Origin of the sequence: Acinetobacter sp. Marseille-Q1623 (genome assembly GCF_902809895.1) — a bacterium.
Classification (GTDB): Bacteria; Pseudomonadota; Gammaproteobacteria; order Pseudomonadales; family Moraxellaceae; genus Acinetobacter; species Acinetobacter piscicola_A.
This window is the reverse complement of sequence record NZ_CADDWG010000001.1, coordinates 171,831-190,405: the sequence shown is the minus strand read 5'-3', so window position 1 is coordinate 190,405 and position 18,575 is coordinate 171,831. Positions and strand designations below refer to the sequence as shown.

At 38.0% G+C, this 18,575-nt stretch carries 15 protein-coding genes and 3 tRNA genes; 8 read left to right on the top strand and 10 right to left on the bottom strand.

The genetic code is table 11. From position 1 onward, the window contains the following. Nucleotides 1–481 precede the first annotated feature (481 nt). The 4 genes from groL to HUV91_RS00880 form a co-directional block, all read right to left on the bottom strand. A complete protein-coding gene (groL, locus tag HUV91_RS00895) occupies nt 482–2,116 on the bottom strand; it encodes a chaperonin GroEL (RefSeq protein ID WP_130074907.1) in 1,635 nt (544 codons plus the stop codon). A 60-nt stretch (nt 2,117–2,176) separates the two neighbouring features. Continuing rightward, complete coding sequence (locus HUV91_RS00890; RefSeq protein ID WP_130074908.1) at nt 2,177–2,467, bottom strand: co-chaperone GroES; 291 nt, start codon at nt 2,465–2,467, stop codon at nt 2,177–2,179. A 187-nt stretch (nt 2,468–2,654) separates the two neighbouring features. Further along, nucleotides 2,655–3,416 (bottom strand): metallophosphoesterase family protein, encoded by a 762-nt coding sequence (locus tag HUV91_RS00885; RefSeq protein WP_174492224.1) that lies wholly within the window; start codon nt 3,414–3,416, stop codon nt 2,655–2,657. Then, nucleotides 3,397–4,335 (bottom strand): diacylglycerol/lipid kinase family protein, encoded by a 939-nt coding sequence (locus HUV91_RS00880; RefSeq protein WP_174492223.1) that lies wholly within the window; start codon nt 4,333–4,335, stop codon nt 3,397–3,399. The genes HUV91_RS00885 and HUV91_RS00880 overlap by 20 nt, the downstream gene beginning before the upstream one ends. A 407-nt stretch (nt 4,336–4,742) precedes the next feature. Here HUV91_RS00880 and HUV91_RS00875 point away from each other — a divergent pair, with 407 nt between their 5' ends. Both HUV91_RS00875 and HUV91_RS00870 read left to right on the top strand, forming a co-directional pair. Beyond that, entirely contained in the window at nt 4,743–6,575 is a 1,833-nt protein-coding gene (locus tag HUV91_RS00875; RefSeq protein WP_174492222.1) for a phosphoenolpyruvate carboxykinase (GTP), read from the top strand. Between the two features lie 100 nt (nt 6,576–6,675). After that, nucleotides 6,676–7,038, top strand: coding sequence for a hypothetical protein (locus tag HUV91_RS00870; RefSeq protein ID WP_174492221.1), 363 nt, complete (start codon nt 6,676–6,678; stop codon nt 7,036–7,038). A gap of 72 nt (nt 7,039–7,110) precedes the next feature. On the opposite strand, the gene glpD is transcribed toward HUV91_RS00870, so the two are convergent. Further along, a complete protein-coding gene (gene glpD / locus HUV91_RS00865) occupies nt 7,111–8,628 on the bottom strand; it encodes a glycerol-3-phosphate dehydrogenase (protein ID WP_174492220.1) in 1,518 nt (505 codons plus the stop codon). Nucleotides 8,629–8,975: 347 nt separating this feature from the next. Between glpD and HUV91_RS00860 the strand changes: the two genes are divergently transcribed. Further along, nucleotides 8,976–10,295: an MFS transporter gene (locus HUV91_RS00860; RefSeq protein ID WP_174492219.1), complete on the top strand. Its 1,320-nt coding sequence runs from the start codon at nt 8,976–8,978 to the stop codon at nt 10,293–10,295. A gap of 160 nt (nt 10,296–10,455) precedes the next feature. Beyond that, nucleotides 10,456–10,884: a hypothetical protein gene (locus HUV91_RS00855; RefSeq protein ID WP_174492218.1), complete on the top strand. Its 429-nt coding sequence runs from the start codon at nt 10,456–10,458 to the stop codon at nt 10,882–10,884. A 75-nt stretch (nt 10,885–10,959) separates the two neighbouring features. Here the strand turns inward: HUV91_RS00855 and HUV91_RS00850 are convergent, their stop codons facing one another. The 3 genes from HUV91_RS00850 to folD form a co-directional block, all read right to left on the bottom strand. After that, nucleotides 10,960–13,053, bottom strand: coding sequence for a DUF4034 domain-containing protein (locus HUV91_RS00850; protein ID WP_174492217.1), 2,094 nt, complete (start codon nt 13,051–13,053; stop codon nt 10,960–10,962). A 117-nt stretch (nt 13,054–13,170) separates the two neighbouring features. Continuing rightward, nucleotides 13,171–13,839: a class I SAM-dependent methyltransferase gene (locus tag HUV91_RS00845; RefSeq protein ID WP_174492216.1), complete on the bottom strand. Its 669-nt coding sequence runs from the start codon at nt 13,837–13,839 to the stop codon at nt 13,171–13,173. Between the two features lie 73 nt (nt 13,840–13,912). After that, nucleotides 13,913–14,761 carry a bifunctional methylenetetrahydrofolate dehydrogenase/methenyltetrahydrofolate cyclohydrolase FolD gene (gene folD / locus HUV91_RS00840; protein ID WP_174492215.1) on the bottom strand — a complete coding sequence of 283 codons (849 nt, stop codon included), beginning with the start codon at nt 14,759–14,761 and terminating at the stop codon, nt 13,913–13,915. A 152-nt stretch (nt 14,762–14,913) separates the two neighbouring features. Between folD and HUV91_RS00835 the strand changes: the two genes are divergently transcribed. From HUV91_RS00835 to HUV91_RS00820, 4 genes are all read left to right on the top strand, one after another. Next, a tRNA-Cys gene (locus tag HUV91_RS00835) sits at nt 14,914–14,987 on the top strand. A gap of 11 nt (nt 14,988–14,998) precedes the next feature. Next, nucleotides 14,999–15,084: transfer RNA gene (locus tag HUV91_RS00830), tRNA-Leu, on the top strand. A 309-nt stretch (nt 15,085–15,393) separates the two neighbouring features. Further along, nucleotides 15,394–16,125, top strand: coding sequence for a hypothetical protein (locus HUV91_RS00825; RefSeq protein ID WP_174492214.1), 732 nt, complete (start codon nt 15,394–15,396; stop codon nt 16,123–16,125). Between the two features lie 223 nt (nt 16,126–16,348). After that, nucleotides 16,349–16,434, top strand: a tRNA-Leu gene (locus HUV91_RS00820). A gap of 115 nt (nt 16,435–16,549) precedes the next feature. Here the strand turns inward: HUV91_RS00820 and HUV91_RS00815 are convergent. Both HUV91_RS00815 and HUV91_RS00810 read right to left on the bottom strand, forming a co-directional pair. Further along, nucleotides 16,550–16,864, bottom strand: coding sequence for a DUF5713 family protein (locus tag HUV91_RS00815; protein ID WP_130074919.1), 315 nt, complete (start codon nt 16,862–16,864; stop codon nt 16,550–16,552). A gap of 79 nt (nt 16,865–16,943) precedes the next feature. Beyond that, nucleotides 16,944–18,539 carry a vWA domain-containing protein gene (locus HUV91_RS00810; RefSeq protein WP_174492213.1) on the bottom strand — a complete coding sequence of 532 codons (1,596 nt, stop codon included), beginning with the start codon at nt 18,537–18,539 and terminating at the stop codon, nt 16,944–16,946. Nucleotides 18,540–18,575: the final 36 nt, after the last annotated feature.

Below are 18,575 nucleotides of genomic sequence, written 5' to 3'. Positions count from 1 at the left end.
CTCTAACTCTAATAGTCTAGGTTGTACATTGCTTATGTGATCTTCGTTATTTTGAATTTTCATTTTTAGTCAAGAAAATTTGCATTGATACAATTTTAAACCATATTTTGATAAAAATACAAGCTATTCATCAAAAAAATCCTATCTAGCATTATAAATATTTTCATAAATTCATATATTTAAATATAACAAAAGTTTAGTCAGACCTGTTTAAGTTTTTTACATTAAACAAGTAACTTAATATCATCTTATAATCAAAAAACAAACCCAAATAAGCAATATAGTTCTCATTTATTCAAAATAATTTATCACAATATACAGTTTTTTGTATATCTAAAATTAATATAAATATATCAATTAAAAAAGCCTGATGATTGACATCAGGCTTTTTCTTTAAAAAGAAAATTATTTTAAGTAGAATTAAGTGCAAAAGCTTACGCTACTAAAAATTAGATTCTCGACATTACAGACGCAGAGCAGCTTACATCATACCGCCCATACCGCCCATACCACCCATATCAGGCATTGCTGGTTTGTCTTCTGGAATATCAGTAATCATACATTCAGTGGTCAACATTAAACCTGCTACAGATGCAGCATGTTCAAGCGCAGAACGAGTCACTTTAGCGGGGTCAAGAATACCCATTTCTAGCATGTCACCATACTCAGAAGTTGCCGCATTATAACCGAAGTTACCTTCGCCATTTTTCACAGCATTAATCACAACTGAAGGTTCATCACCTGCGTTTGCAACAATTTGACGTAAAGGCGCTTCAATTGCACGGCGTAAAATATTGATCCCAACATTTTGATCATCGTTTGCACCAGTAACACCATCAAGGGCTTTTGCAGCGCGAACAAGTGCAACACCACCACCAGCAACAACACCTTCTTCAACCGCAGCACGAGTTGCATGAAGCGCATCGTCAACACGGTCTTTCTTCTCTTTCATTTCAACTTCAGTTGCAGCACCAATTTTAATCACTGCAACACCGCCTGCTAATTTAGCAACACGTTCTTGAAGTTTTTCTTTGTCGTATTCTGAAGTAGATTCTTCGATTTGTGCACGGATTTGAGTCACACGTTCAGCAATTTGATTTGCATCGCCCGCACCATCCACAATCACTGTATTTTCTTTAGACACTGTAACTTTATGTGCAGTACCTAAATCTTGAAGTGTAGCTTGTTCTAAAGTCATGCCTACTTCTTCAGAAATTACAGTCGCACCTGTTAAGATCGCGATATCTTGAAGCATTGCTTTACGACGATCACCAAAACCAGGCGCTTTAACCGCACATACTTTAATAATACCACGCATATTGTTCACAACAAGTGTTGCCAACGCTTCGCCTTCAACATCTTCAGCGATGATTAAAAGCGGCTTACCTGTTTTCGCAACAGCTTCTAAAACTGTAATCAATTCACGGATATTACTAACTTTTTTATCAACAAGAAGAATGAATGGGTTTTCAAGTTCTGCTGTTAAAGTGTCTTGTTTGTTGGCAAAGTATGGACTGATATAACCACGGTCAAACTGCATACCTTCTACAACGTCAAGTGCATCTTCAAAGCCTGAACCTTCTTCAACAGTGATGACACCTTCTTTACCCACACGTTCCATTGCTTGCGCAATCAACTTACCTACTGTTTCATCTGAGTTAGCAGAAATCGAACCCACTTGTTCAATAGCTTTCGTATCTGAAGCAGGTTTAGCAGTTGCTTTGATTTCAGTAACGAGAGCTTTTACAGCAAGGTCGATACCACGCTTAAGGTCCATTGGGTTCATACCTGCAGTTACAGATTTGATCCCTTCATTCAGAATTGCTTGCGCAAGCACAGTTGCGGTTGTTGTACCATCACCTGCAATGTCATTGGTTTTGCTTGATACTTCACGTACCAATTGCGCACCCATATTTTCAAATTTGTCTTTCAACGCAATTTCTTTAGCAACAGTGACACCATCTTTAGTGATGTGCGGCGCCCCGAAAGAACGATCAATTACAACATTACGACCTTTAGGACCTAAAGTAACTTTTACTGCATCAGCAAGTGTATTAACACCCGCAATCATTTTTGAACGTGCTGAATCACCAAATTTTACGTCTTTAGCTGACATGTTTAACTCCAAATATTGTTAGTTTCTTTACAATCAAGAATGAGAGAACAAAAATTTAAATTAGCCTTCTAATACGGCTAAAATATCAGACTCTTTCATCACTAGAAGCTCTTCACCATCAACTTTTACTTTCGTACCCGCATATGCACCAAACAATACGTTATCGCCTACTTTTACATCTAATGCACGTACACCATTGTCTGTAATTTTGCCGTTACCAACAGCAAGGATTTCACCTTGTGCTGGTTGCTCTGCTGCTGAAGTACTAAGAATTAACCCACCCGCAGTCTTTGTTTCTTTTTCAACACGGCGAATAACGACATTGTCATGTAAAGGACGAATATTGCTCATTTTAAACTCCATAGACATTTAAAAAATGCCATTGATTGTAGGGAAAAGATGACTTCTTATTCCTAGGTCATCAACAAAATTTTGATATGACACTGTTGTGGGGATGGAAAAAAACGCTTCAAGGGGAAATGCAAAAATATTTCAAGTATTTTGTTTATTTTTTAAACAAACACAACAAAACAGGCAGTTAAGTTTCTTTTATGACAAAACTTTTTGAGCGTTCATCAAAAACATAATGCATAAAACGGCCATCAATATGTAGCACATTAAAACCATTGGGTTGTGCGCCATGTAAACGGTCAGAAGTTGCTGTTGCCGCAATGACATCATATAAAGGATGAGAAAGTCCTAAATGAAAAATCTGATTTAAATCATGTACGGCGACTTGATGTAAATGTCCATGCAAAATCGCATAAGCATCTTTCTCACCCCATGCTTTTGCTGCCAACCTTGCCAAAATAGGACGGTCTTTGACATGTTTACTAGTAGGCTCAATAAAAAATGGTTGATGTGTCGTCACAATTTTTAATTTATCTTGTGGAGCAATACTCAACAACTGAGAGACTTTCTGAATCTGCTGTAAAGAAATATGTCCCCGTGTGTGATAACGTCGACGAATACTATTTTGCCCCACAATATAAAAATGCTGGGTCATCAAGGTTTTTTCTAAACTGCCAAAAAACAGTTGATACAAGGTAAATGGACGAAAAGTTCTTTTCCAAAGCTGATAAAGTGGAATATCGTGATTGCCTGGAATCACTACATAAGGCGTATTTAATGATTCTAAAAATTGTTTACAACGATAAAATTGGCTTAACTTGGCACGCTGAGTCAGATCACCACTCACTACAATAACTTCTGGTCGATGTTGGGCACAAAATGTTTGTATGGCCTCAATACACACTTGCCTCTCCGTTCCAAAATGCAAGTCAGACAGATGAAGTAACATGTGACACCATAATATTTAACGCATTTTTTTCAACATGTAATTTTAAAGGCGTCGTCATTTCAACAATTTCACCATCTAATGCAACGGTAAGTTTAGGCTTTTTTGAATAGACAATGACTTTTTGTGCACCAAAACTATACACATCTGAAGCATTTTCCAATTTCCCACGTATGGTTTGAAACAACGTTTTAAATAAAGTGGCTTTGTCTCCTTTGGCAATCACGACTCCTGCAATCAAACCAACCTCAGCACATTTGGCAATTTTTAATTTCATTTCTTGTAATTGCAACTGATTATTTCCAAAGAAAATTAAGGGTGTTTTAACAGGATACTTTTGTCCATCCACTTGTACTTCTAACTTTAATTCTTTACGATCTCGAATTAAGACATCTAAACCTGAAGTATAAGCATTTAGAGGGAATCTCCCCCATTTTTTATTATAAATTTCGCGTTTTTTAATAAAGAGCGGATATAAACCTAAACTGGCATTATTCAAATAAATCTGATCATTAATACACGCAACATGCACTGCACGGGGTTGCCCTGTAGCAATGACTTGTGCTGCCTTTAAAAGGTCTAAGGGAATATTTAACACCCGTGCAACATAGTTAAATGTTCCCAAAGGTAAAATTCCCATGGGAATATCGTGATGCATCAACTGAGATGCCACCGCATTCAAGGTACCATCGCCACCTGCTGCAACGATGATCCCTTGATGTGCATATTGATGATGGCGCTGAAAGACCTCCTTCATCAAACTTTGAATATTGGGTTGAGATGAAATTTCGAAAACTTGAATTTCAAAACCATGCAATGTCCAAATCGTCATCATTTCTTCATAGAAGTGTTCTTTATGTCGAGCATGAAATCCCGACTTTTCATTATAAATAAGTGAGAGGGGTCTTAACTGAATGTTCATAATTCATTTATTTTTAGAGTAACTTGTTTATTTTTGATGTTTTTTTAAGCGTTTAAAAGTACCTTTATGTAAAATTTGAATTAACACCATTTATTTAATCAATAATTATCCTTAATCATGTTTCAATAACTAAGCATTGATAATTAAAAACATTTCTAAAAAAAATAATATACATTATTTTTATTGATATGATTATTTTCACAACAAAAAAACCACTATTTAATTAATAATCATTAGTTTATCAAAAATATTACATTTAGTATCTTTTACGCCTTTAGTCTTATTTTTTTTATGAATATATGGTTTAATACGCCCACTTTTTTTCATACTTAAATCTAGATGAAGCACCCTTCATTTAGGTTTTATTTTGTACAGCACAATTGTACACTTTTGAGATAGGCCTCACCATGACCCAAGTGAACGCACCAGAATTCGTTCGTCATCCCAAGCTGATTGCATGGGTTGAAGAGATTGCTAAATTAACTAAACCTGCAAAAATTGAATGGTGTGACGGAAGCGAAGAAGAAAATCAACGTTATATCGACTTGATGATCGCGAACGGCACTATGCAAGCTTTGAACCAAGAAAAACATCCTGGTTCGTATTTAGCGAATTCTGATCCGTCCGACGTAGCGCGTGTTGAAGGTCGTACATACATCTGCTCTGAAAAACAAGAAGATGCTGGTGCGACAAACAACTGGGAAGCTCCTGCAGAAATGCGTGCTCGTCTTAACGGTTTGTTTGATGGCGCAATGGAAGGTCGTACGATGTACGTTGTTCCTTTCTCTATGGGACCTTTAGGTTCTCATATTGCGCATATCGGTATTGAACTTACCGACTCTCCTTATGTTGCAGTAAGTATGCGTAAAATGGCTCGTATGGGCAAAGCTGTTTATGACGTTCTAGGTACAGATGGTGAGTACATCCCTTGTGTACACACTGTTGGTGCACCACTTGCTGAAGGTCAAAAAGATGTTGCTTGGCCTTGCAACCCTGAAAAATATATCGTGCATTACCCAGAAACGCGTGAAATCTGGTCTTTTGGTTCAGGTTATGGCGGTAACGCATTGCTCGGTAAAAAATGCTTAGCATTACGTATTGCATCTTCTATGGGTCGTCAACAAGGTTGGTTAGCTGAACACATGTTAATCTTGGGTGTAACAAACCCTCAAGGTGAAAAACATTACATCGCAGCTGCATTCCCATCTGCTTGTGGTAAAACCAACTTTGCAATGTTGATTCCACCTGCAGGTTATGAAGGTTGGAAAATTGAAACTGTAGGTGATGACATTGCTTGGATCAAACCAGGTGAAGACGGTCGTCTATATGCAATCAACCCTGAAGCTGGTTTCTTTGGTGTAGCACCAGGTACAAATACCAAAACCAACCCAAACTGTATGGCAACACTTCATAAAGATGTGATTTATACCAACGTTGCTGTCACTGACAACGGTGAAGTATGGTGGGAAGGTCTTTCTAAAGAAGTACCTGCAAACCTTACAAACTGGAAAGGTCAACCTCATACAGGTGAAGAAAAAGCAGCTCATCCAAATGCACGCTTCACAGTTTCAGCAGGTCAATGTCCTTCTATTGATGCTGACTGGGAAAATCCAGCAGGTGTTCCAATTTCTGCGTTCATCTTCGGCGGTCGTCGTGCAGACACTGTTCCTTTAATTTCAGAAGCATTTGACTGGGTTGACGGTGTTTATAAAGCTGCGACTATGGGCTCTGAAACGACTGCTGCTGCAGTGGGTCAACAAGGTATTGTTCGTCGTGACCCGTTTGCAATGCTTCCATTTGCTGGTTACAACATGGCTGACTATTTCTCTCATTGGTTAGAGCTTGGTGAACAAGTTGCTGCTAAAGCGAAAGCTGCGGGTAACAAACTTCCAGGGATCTACAATGTAAACTGGTTCCGCCGTGATGCTGAAGGTAACTTCGTATGGCCTGGTTTCGGTCAAAACATGCGTGTTCTTGAGTGGATCATTGACCGTTGTGAAGGTCGTGCGACTGCTGTTGATACACCAATTGGGCGTGTTCCAACATTTGAACAATTAAACTGGACAGGTTCTGACTTCACTAAAGAGCAATTTGAACTTGTAACCTCTCAAGACAAAGATCAATGGATCAAAGAACTTGAAAGCCACACTGAATTGTTCAATAAATTGGGTGATCGTTTACCTAAAGCACTTAAAGCTCGCCAAGACGAACTTTTAGAAGCTGTTAAAAAATCTGCTTAATTTAGACAATTAAGTTATAAAAGACCGCCAAGTGCGGTCTTTTTTATTATAGATGAAACACCTATAAATTATTCAAACAACATTTTTAATGGGGATCACAATGAAAAAAGTTGTATTCATCAGTCTCAGCCTAGCACTTTGTTCTGGCTTCGCCTTTGCAAATGAAGATACATCATCAGCAATACAGTCATCACTTTGCTTATTCAGTGGCACACCGTCTGTAGAATTTAAAACCATTAAAAAAATTAAAGTTGGCAAAGGTACTTATGGTGGCTTTACCGACTTGTATCCACGCTTACACCAAATTGCTGACAAATACCAAGCCAATGCTGTAATTAACTACACAGCAAGTCAACGTTTTGGCTTTTGGCCTTGGCGCATTGTACGTCCTGTTGGTATGGGAACAATGGTAAAAATTAATACTGCATTTAATTGTAAAGCCCTTGGTGGAACAGAAATTTAATGTCAATTCAGGGGTGTTAACAACGCCCCTTCACCTCACAATAAAACCACTTAATAAAATATAAAGCTCTTCTTATGCAACATCTTTTTGCAGCCTTCTTGCATGTAGTTCAATCAAATATGTATCCAATGCTTGAATTTGTTCGCCATTGAACTCCAAATATAGCTTAGTTCTACGCTTTAAAATATCTTCACTCGTCATTGCCCATTCATGTTCAACCAAATAATTAACTTCTTGTGCATATAAACCAAAGCCAAAATCCTGTCCTAATTCTTGAACATGATTAATATGCGCTAAAAATTTCCAGACACGTGTACCATAAGCATGTGCCCAACGCATTGCTGTTTCTTTTCCAAGAGCCTTAACTTTGACTAAAATCTGCTCCACCAATGTATCAACTGAATATAAATTTTCAGCACCAGGAAGCAAAGCTTTTTCAGTCCATGCTTGACCAACCGCATTAAAAAATGGTTGAATTTTCGCTAAGGCAGCTTCTGCCAACTTACGATAGGTGGTAATTTTCCCACCAAAAATCGCCAAAAGTGGTGCCTGATTAATCTCCTCATCTAAAGTTAAGGTATAGTCTCGTGTAACTGCGGCAGCTTGGTCAGACTCATCATCACAGAGCGCTCGCACACCAGAAAATGTATGCAAAATATCAGCTTGTCTCAGTTGTTTTTTAAAGTGATCATTACAGACATTGAGCAGGTAGTCGATTTCATCTTGGGTAATCTCAACCCGATTCGGATCTGCATGATATTCCTGATCTGTCGTACCAATTAAAGTAAATTTTTCTAAATATGGAATCGCAAATACGATGCGCTGATCATCATTTTGCATGATAAAAGCTTTATCTTCAGGGTACATTTTAGGCACGATGATGTGACTACCTTGAATCATACGAATTGCATATTCAGACTGGACTTGGACGATATGTTCTAAAAATTGCGTGACCCAAGCCCCCGTTGCATTAACTAAAACTTTAGCTTGGATGTTATAACTCCCTTTTGCGTTTTCAATGTCTATTTTCCATAGTCCATTTTCTCTTTTTACAGCCGAACAGCGTGAACGTGTTACAATTTTTGCGCCTTTTTCTTTGGCTTGTAATGCATTTAATATCACTAAACGACTGTCATCTACTACACAATCTGAATATTCAAAACCTTGGCTAATTTCATTTTTAAGTGGGCTATTCTCTGTGTGAAATTTCACATGTTTTGAGCCTGCTAATTGCTCTCTTTTGCCTAAATAATCATAGAAAAACAAGCCTGTCCGAATCAACCATGCAGGTCTTAAATGTGGTTGATGTGGCATGATAAAACGTAGTGGACGAATAATATGCGGTGCTTTCGCCAGCAGCACTTCACGCTCAAGCAATGCTTCACGCACTAAACGAAATTCTTTGTGCTCTAAATAACGTAAGCCACCATGAATGAGTTTACTGCTCGCTGAAGAGGTATGACTCGCCAAATCGTCTTTTTCACATAAAAATACTGAAAGCCCGCGCCCAGCAGCATCATTTGCAATTCCAACGCCATTAATTCCACCACCGATCACACAGACATCATATGTTGTTAAATGTTCTTGCATTGCCTTCCCCTTTTAACCGTGATCGTGAAATAGTTTTATTGTTTATATTTTAATATCTGATTCAATCTAACACAGTTTCAACATTTTTCTGTTATAGCATGCAATTTTTTAATACCTGATTTTCAATCAGCATCCTCCCTTTTTATTCTCTGATTGATATTTATTTTAGATCAATACACATGCTCAATTACAAAGCAAATTTACGACTAAAGTCGAATGACTTCTCAAAAAACATCGGCGTATAACGGTCTTTATAAATCTCCCTTTTCCACAAAATATATTTTTTTGAGTTTTCCTTTAGAGAACTTAAAAGGATGTATTTTGCCAACATTTCTTGGAGAATTGTTGTGTCAGAATCTTCCACTCAAGTTGCAACTGCGCCACTTGATAATAAAACACGTTTTAAATCAATCCTTGGTGGTTCAGCAGGTAACCTTGTTGAATGGTATGATTGGTACGTATATGCTGCGTTTACCCTTTATTTTGCATCACAATTTTTTCCAGACGGTAATAACACAGTCAAGCTCTTACAGGCAGCGGCTGTTTTTGCTTTAGGTTTTTTAATGCGTCCTATTGGCGCATGGATTATGGGAATTTATGCAGATCGCAAGGGCCGTAAAGCAGGTTTAACTCTCTCTGTTTCGCTCATGTGTGTCGGCTCCCTTCTGATTGCCTGTGCGCCAACCTATGATTCTGTTGGGATGCTAGCACCTGCCATTTTATTGTTTGCACGTCTTATTCAAGGCTTAAGTGTAGGTGGTGAATATGGTTCAAGTGCAACATATTTGACCGAAATGGCAGGGAAAAATCATCGTGGTTTCTTCTCAAGTTTCCAATATGTCACCTTAATTTCAGGTCAACTTTTAGCATTATGTGTGCTGATCTTCTTACAACGTACTTTAAGTGAAGAAGCATTGTATGCTTGGGGCTGGCGTATTCCATTCCTCATCGGTGCATTACTTGCCATTGTCGTATTTTGGATTCGTCGTGGTTTAGTTGAAACCGAGTCTTCAAAAAAAGCCCAAGAACAAGCTAAAAATGGGGGTGAAAAATCAGGTGCTTTGGCTTTATTTAGCAAATATCCTAAACAAGCTTTCACTGTGATTATGCTCACCGCTGGGGGAACTTTAGCATTTAATACCTTTACCACCTATTTACAAAAATATTTAGTCAATACATCAGGTTTTGAAAAAACCACTGCAACTGAAATCACCACTGCCGCTATTTTCATTTTTATGCTTCTTCAACCTGCTGTTGGTGCATTATCAGATAAAATCGGCCGTAAACCCATTATGATCGCGTTTGGGGTACTCGGTGTAATATTTACTGTACCGATTTTCAACCACTTAGGTTCAACAACAGATGCAACCACGGCGTTCTTGTTATGTATGAGCGGCATGATCATTGTGACAGGTTATACCGCGATCAATGCAGTTGTAAAAGCTGAATTATTTCCACCCCATATTCGTGCTTTAGGTGTCGCATTGCCTTATGCAATTGCCAATACTTTATTTGGGGGAACAGCCGAACTTGTGGCCTTAAGTTTCAAAAATGCAGGACATGAAAATTATTTCTTTTATTACATTACATTTATGATTGGCTTATCTCTCATCACATATATCTTTATGCGTGACACCAAAAAACACAGTTTAATCACTGATAATTAATTGAATATTCACCTATATATCGATTAATTTAAAATCAAACATATGGCTTTTTAAAGCGTATTGCTCAAAAGTCATATGCTTTGAATAAGCAAATCAGTCATCGTTAAATCTGTAGAGCTATGGCATACTTAAAACAATAATAGTGTGGAACTGACTAAAGATGAAAAAAATTGGATTATTAGGTTTAGGATTCGTTATTTTAGGGTTAAGCGCTTGTCAAACTACCCCACGCCAATATAACGGTGTCACGGGTTATCAAATTGAAAATCAAACCGCAACTTCAGCAACAATTGCCTATACATTGGCAGGTCGAGCAAACCAACAACTTGATGCCAATAAATTACAACGTGCTTGCCAAAAAGTTTTGGGAATGCATAAAACCTATAAAATTTCAGTACTCAGTGCCAATGAAATCGCAAATCCTGCTGCAATTCCAGAAGACCAGTACGGCGTACAATTGGGGCATTCACGTACATCTGTTGGCTTATCCAACACCCAAAGCATGAATAGCAGTGAAAATTATGCCACACGTCAGGCACTTGAAACACGCCCAAGTACCTTACATGTCGTGCGCTATACCTGTTCATAAATTTCTTGCTGCTAGACATAAAAGCGCAAACTGATTTGCGCTTTTATTTTTACAAACACTCACCACATCTTCTCATTATTCAAAATATACCGTTTCTGTATCTTTTAATTGCATAAATTGCGCAGCAATATGCAGCATCCAGTCAGGAATATGTTCTTTGCCCTGCTTTAATTTTTCTTCAAAGCGAGATTTGGCAAAAAATATCCCCGATGGCTTATGCCATTTTTCAAATAATTCCCGATATTCCTCTTCATCTGGTGCAAGTTGCAAAGCTTGATCGATCCAAAACAATGCCAAATAGCGATTTTTTTCAATTCCCATACCATCTTCACAACTAAAAGCATATAAATATGCCAACCATGCATGTTGCTCATAATCTTGATGCAACATGATTTCAGGGATAATCTCCTGTAAAAGGCGCTGTTGCTGTTCGAATGTACCCTCATTATTCATGAGGTGAATATAAGAACTAAATACCTGACTTTGTTTTAATTGTGCTGCCTGCTCTAATTGCTGCAAAATAGCTTGTACTTGTGTTTGCGGCTTGCTGTCTTGCGCCATCAACGTGTTATATCGCTGTAAAGCCTGCTCAGCAATTGCTTCTGGATGCCCCAAAGCAACCGCTTGTTCTAACCATTGTCGAGACAAGTCCTCATCACGGTAGTGTGCCATTTCACTATGTTCACCAAAACCTTGACCTTTTAACAATAGACTGAGCTCATAGGCACTATGTGCATGTCCCTGCACCGCCAATGCACACAAAATTTTATGTACCGTCACATATTGACGATCAACATAAAACAGTCGCAAAGCATATTCAGCCGTATAGGTACTGTTTGCATCATCATGTGCAATGACTTTTTCAGGGTCTAAAACGTATTCGCCTTTACGGAATCCCCAAATACCTGCCTCAGAAGCTGCTGCGACAATCGTCATGATAAATGCACTATCTTCAAAAGGCTGCACCAAACTCAATAGACGATAACGTAAATGCAGATGATCTTGAATAATTTCAGGAAATTTGACAAATAACCAACACAGATTGCTCACCAAACGTTCATGTGCATCTACTGCCCAAAATAAATCATACTCATGCTCTTTCAGTAAAAAATCGACCACTTCAACCAAACGTTGCGCAAAATGCGAACTTCGCCCATAAAGTTGCTGCTCATCATTGGTTATATTCCAATCTAAAAAGCGTGTATATTGCAGTAGCACCTCTGTATGGCGAAAATTATTTAAGTCAAACTGAATAATGTCTTCAAATAATTTTTCATATTGCAACACACGTGCTTGATCTGAAATATTAGGATATTCACATTCCAACCAATCATAATATTTGGTAATTAATAACTCATTAAATTTTTCTTGTGGCAAATTTTGACAAATTGGACTTTGTAAAAATGCATCTATGCTGTCATGTTCATGACCATACCAACGTGGGTATAAATAATAAACATAATTTCTCAAGATTGGACTAAACGCTGCATCGCATGCCAAAGCTCGATTTAACCAATACAACACAGGATATTCTTTTTCTTCATCAGTAGGTGCAGGCAGTTGACTCGGCACACGCAGATTTTGTGGAATAGCCTGCCCTAAACTGTGTAAAAATGCCAAACTTTCAGCACTGTAATGCTCTTGTGCAGAAACAACATGAGTGCTATTCCAAAACCAATACGGCAAACGCAAAAAACCGGTTAATTGTAATAAGCTTAAATACACCCAAGGACATTTATCATCAATTTCAATCGCTTGCATGCACCAATAAAACGACATATCTTTGGCAATTTCTGCCCGATCCCATGCTGCTTGGCTAACAGTATGCGCATAGTCTGAGCCACGTTCTGCTGAAGCAATATTGCTCCAAAGCTGCCCTAACAAATAAGCACTATATAAACTGGGTGCTTGCTGATGCCATAGATTGAACTGCGCAGCAAGCTGCTGCTGATCCCAATGGGCTATATTTTGAAACTTTTCCACCTCACACCATTCAAAAAACTGCTGTTGAATGGGTAAATTAGACTTTACTTTAGCCTGTAAACTGATGGGATAAATCGCATCATAAAAATGATTTAATTGAGTAAATTGTGCATTTTGAAATAGATTCAACATGTGCTGTAAAATCTCTCGATATTCACGCAATTCTAATTTTCTTTGTTCGAGCATTTTCAAATTCTTCGTATGTAAGCTTAAAATTATTGATCGTTTAAAAGGTATAACTGCATCACAATACGGTGAGCTTGAGCAATCTAACAAGAATTCTTGTCATAAAAAAGACGCTTTTTATAGCGTCTTGTAAAAACTTACATTGCGAAACTCTTTGGCTTCATCTAGATCTGGCCAAGTCGTGGCACTACGTTCATCCAACTTTTGATAATGAGGATGACTAAAATTTTTCACGCGACTGTCCGCCACCCAGACTTCTGGGGAAAATTTTAAAAATTCATCCAAGAAAAAACGGTTACATTGGTCGTATAAAACATCGGCTGCGAGCAATACATCAACCTGCTCTACTTTGTATAAATCATCCAGATACTCAAGTTCAACATCATTCAGCAAGGCATTTTCACGACATGCATCTAGACTAACTTGGTCAATATCACAACAGATCACACGCTTTGCACCTGCCATTTTCGCAGCAATCGCAACGACGCCTGAACCAGCACCAAAATCCAACACGACTTTATCTTTGACATGATGAGGCTCAGCAAGTAACCATTGCGCCATTGCCAAACCTGAAGCCCAACAGAAGATCCAATACGGCGTATCATTCCAAATACGACGAATTACTTCATCATCTAAACGATCGGTTGGAAATACAGGCGGAATCAACCATAAAGAAATCGGTGTTTCAGGCAACTGCTGTGCAAGTAATTCACAGTGTGGAATCACTTCATGCAAAGCATCAAGTAAATGTTGCGGGGCTTTTGGCAATTGGAAAGTACAGCTCATGAGATTTCTTTTAATTCATTTTAATCTTGAAAGTCCCCCTCCTACTAGGAGAGGGTTAGGGTAAGGTATTTTATTAACCTAATGCTTTCTCAGCAGCTTCTACAGTTTGACGAATTAAAGTCGTAATGGTCATTGGACCTACACCACCTGGAACAGGCGTATAAGCCGATGCAATTTCCTCAATCCCAACAAGTTGGATATCACCAACACCACCACCATCACGTGGATGGAAGCCCGCATCAACCACAACAGCACCTTGTTTGATCCAATCTTTTTGAATGAGTTCAGCTTTACCTACAGCACCCACAATAATGTCAGCTTGCTTCACAAACTCAGCAAGGTTTTGAGTACGTGAATGACAAATAGTGACTGTTGCATTTGCTTCAAGCAACATCGCTGCCATCGGTTTACCCAAAATCGCAGAACGACCTACAACCACCGCATGCTTACCTGCGATTTCAATGTTGTTTTCTTTTAAAATCGTCATGATACCGGCAGGCGTTGCTGAACCATAAGCAGCCTCACCCATTGCCATACGACCGAAACCAAGACAAGTTACACCGTCTACGTCTTTTGCCAATGAAATTGCATCAAAACATGCACGCTCATCAATTTGTGCAGGCACAGGATGTTGTAAAAGAATACCGTGTACATCTGGATTGGCATTTAATTTTTCAATTTCAGCCAATAATTGCTCAGTTGTCGTTTCAGTCGGCAATTCAACTTTTAAAGAATCCATACCGACACGACGACATGCATTTCCTTTCATACGCACATACGTTGCAGATGCGCCATCATCCCCAACTAAAATTGTTGCTAGAATTGGGGTACGACCTGTTTTTGCTTTTAACGCTTCTACACGTGTTAACAAGTCAGCTTCAATTTTTTTTGCCAATGCACGACCATCTAAAACTAATGCCACGGCACATCTCCAATGTTGATCTGAATCAATTTCGCACATAATACATGATTATTTTGACTATTTTATTCTATATGCCGAAATTATGTGCATCCACATTCACATAAGTATTGTTTTTTTTTAAAACATTGATAATATGTGCATCACCAAGAGATGGTGGGATGGCAGAATGGCGATGCAGCGGACTGCAACTCCGTAAATGCCGGTTCGATTCCGGCTCCTACCTCCACATCTTGTTAAGCCCGAGTGGTGAAATCGGTAGACACAGGGGATTTAAAATCCCCCGCCCACAAAGCGTGCCAGTTCGAGTCTGGCCTCGGGCACCATTTTAATACTTCTTAAAATGGTGTAATAAAGAATCCTGCAATATGCAGGTTTTTTATGCCTAAAATTTATCAACAGCCATCATTCTCAACCCAATCACAATAAAACATCTCTTAAGCGATTAAAACCAAATCAGCAGATCCATCTATGCAAATCATGATTTAAATTTTCCGCATCATCAATTTTTTAAAATCAGTAATGCTTGATAATCTCTTGCCCTCTTTTCTATTCAACACGTACAATATTCACCGACTAAACTTTCTAATTTGATAAGAAGCTATTTCTACCCGATTTAACTTCTCATGAGCAATATGAGCAAAACCCAGCAAACCACTCTCTATTTACAGCTATTAGAAAAAAAATACCCGCAAGCGTTTAAACGCAACTATTTATTTTATAGTCAAATTAAAACCAAAGGAATTTTGGATGAATTACGGGAATTCATCCCTTGGGTGCTTGCGGCAATGATTTTTGTGAGCATTGATTTTGTACTTGGACATTACATAGAGACTCATTTTCAACAATTTGATGCCACACAAGCCAAAGGTATTGCCATATTAATCATCATGTTATTTTTCATGCTGATTGTGCCGATCATTATCAAACAAATTAAACACAGCTCCACACATTTATATCTGCAATTTAAAAATATCCCCCTAAAACTTGCTGCTATTATTATTTTACAAACGCTCAATATCGCCTTTATGCAAAGTATGTTTTTACAAGGTGTACTGTTCTTTTTCGCTCTAAGTTTTGGCTTTGTAAAGTTTTATAAGGAAAATATGTTTAGGGAAAATACCTGTGATATTGATTATTACCAATTACAACAAATGCGCCGTGCCTGTTTTTGGTCATATAAACAAGTCTTAAAAGCGAAATCAAAATTAAAGCTTGCTAAAAAAGACTCACCTGAAGCACAAAAATCACAAGCACAACTGACCGAATACCTTGAATTACATATCAAGCTATTAAAATATGAAAATGATTTGTGTAAAAGTTATAAATTTATCGACTTAGATGAATATATGGATAGTTTAATGTAAGCTAAACAAGTCTCACACCTTCACGCAATCCAACCATCCAAGCAATTCGACAAATCACCCCATTCAAACCAAAGGGATACAACTCAATTTTCCACGAAATTTTGCATTTTTTCGATAAAAATGCTGATTTTTATAGCAAGCATGATCGAATTGATTGAAAAGAAAGCAAATAATCGCAAATGCGCTTGCCAAGATTTATTTTGTTCTTTATTATTGCGCTCATGCCCGAGTGGTGAAATCGGTAGACACAGGGGATTTAAAATCCCCCGCCCACAAAGCGTGCCAGTTCGAGTCTGGCCTCGGGCACCATTTTAATATTTCTTAAAATGGTGCAATAAAGAATCCTGCAATATGCAGGTTTTTTTATATCTAAAATTTATGTTTAACGTTAAATAAATTTAATTAAGCAAAAATAAAGAGCGGATTACCACTCTCTATTTGAAATCAATTCTTCCATTTCAACATCCATATAACCCTGATCTTGCGCCACCATCATCATCGCTTCCGCAATATAGTCCGCCGCCGTATCATCCAAAGATGAATCAAGATCTTCAAACTGTGGCTTCATTTTATTAATTTCCACCACAGTACTGTGTGCTACATGATAAAGCTCATCATCACTTAAACTTGATTTTGCAATATTTTTTGCAAATTTTTCAATCATTTGTTTGACTTCGGCAACCAAAATATCTGGGTAGTAGTCATCGTCAAACATTGGGAGAAGTAAATCGTTAAACATATGAACCTAATATTTAGCATTCGATAAGCGCATCTATATAACATAATGCATACAAAACAACAAACTTCTCCCTCATAAATTAAGAGGCTCTATTCACCTGTTGCACTGTAGGTTTATCAGAACTTAAGCTTTTTGCCTTTTTCAACAAACCAATAAATTCATCTTTTAAACCAAATTCATCAGGTTGTTTCGCAGATTGCGCCAATTGCACAATATCATCCCACCCCATCGCACCATTATATTTACCACCTTTTAATCGCTGCCCATAACTTGCAACAGCAAGTGCAAAACGTGTATCCACACTGGCTTGTGTTAATGGCATAGATGAAGCAGCAATAGGCTGAGTTAACAAAATACTTTTTGCTGTATTTGGCAATTTATAACGTAAATTTAAATGAGCATACTCTGTCTTACTCGCTTGTGCTTTCGCCTCATTCTGATAACGAGAATCAGCCAACCAACCTTTTTGACCTGTTGGAATAATTTCATATAAAGCAGTCACTGTATGCCCAGCCCCAATATCACCCGCATCAACCTGATCATTATTAAAATCTTCTTGCTGCAACATTCGATTTTCATAACCAATCAAGCGATATTCTTTGACTGTAGCAGGATTAAATTCCACTTGAATTTTTACATCTTGCGCTACTGTTGCCAGTGTTGAACTCAGCTGTTGCTTTAAGACTTTCTTCGCTTCATTTTCATTATCAATATAGCTATAGTTCCCATCACCCGCATCCGCCAATTGCTCCATAAGCTGCTCATCATAATTACCACGACCAAACCCTAAGGTGGTAAATGAAATACCTGTTTTACGCTTCTCAGCAATCATATTTTTTAAGGTATCAAAATCTGTAATACCGACATTAAAATCCCCATCTGTAGCAATTAAAATACGGTTAATTCCATTTTTGATAAAAGTTTTTTGTGCTTCTTGATATGCCATTTGAATCGCACTTTCACCTGAAGTCGAACCACTTGCTGAAAGTTCATTAATGGCATTTAAAATTTTGCTTTTTTCATTTCCCGAAGTTGGCTCAAGCACAATCTCCTCATGCCCAGAATATGTAATTAAAGTCACTTTATCCTGAGGACGAAGCTGCTCAGTTAAAATTGTTAAGGTTTTTTTCACTAAAGGTAACTTTTTCTCCTCATCCATACTGCCTGAAACATCCACTAAAAATACCAAGTTTGCAGGAGGCAATTGTTGCTGATCAATATTTTTAGCCTGAATCCCGATACGAATCACTTTTGCATTGGCTTGCCAAGGTGAATCTACAGTTTCAGTATTGACCGAAAATGGATGTTGACCTATAGGCTGCGGATAATGATAGTTAAAATAGTTGATCATCTCCTCTACACGCACTGCATCTACAGGTGGCAAGGTTTTGTCTTGTGTCAGGAAGCGTCGTACATTGGCATAACTTCCTGTATCCACATCAGCACTAAATGTTGACACAGGCTCTTTTGCAACACTTTTCACTGTATTTTGTTCATTTTTTTGATAGTTTTCAGTATTAACCTCAGAACCATAGGCTTCTGCTTCCACACTTGTATCTGCCGCAACCGCTTCTGTAGCTGCTAGATCACTTGCGGCTTCTTCGGTTTTTTTAGAACAACCTGAAAGTAATATTGTCAGCATTGATGCCACTAAAATTGTATATTTCATTTTCATCACTCAACCCTCAATTCATCATTCTTCATATTTGTT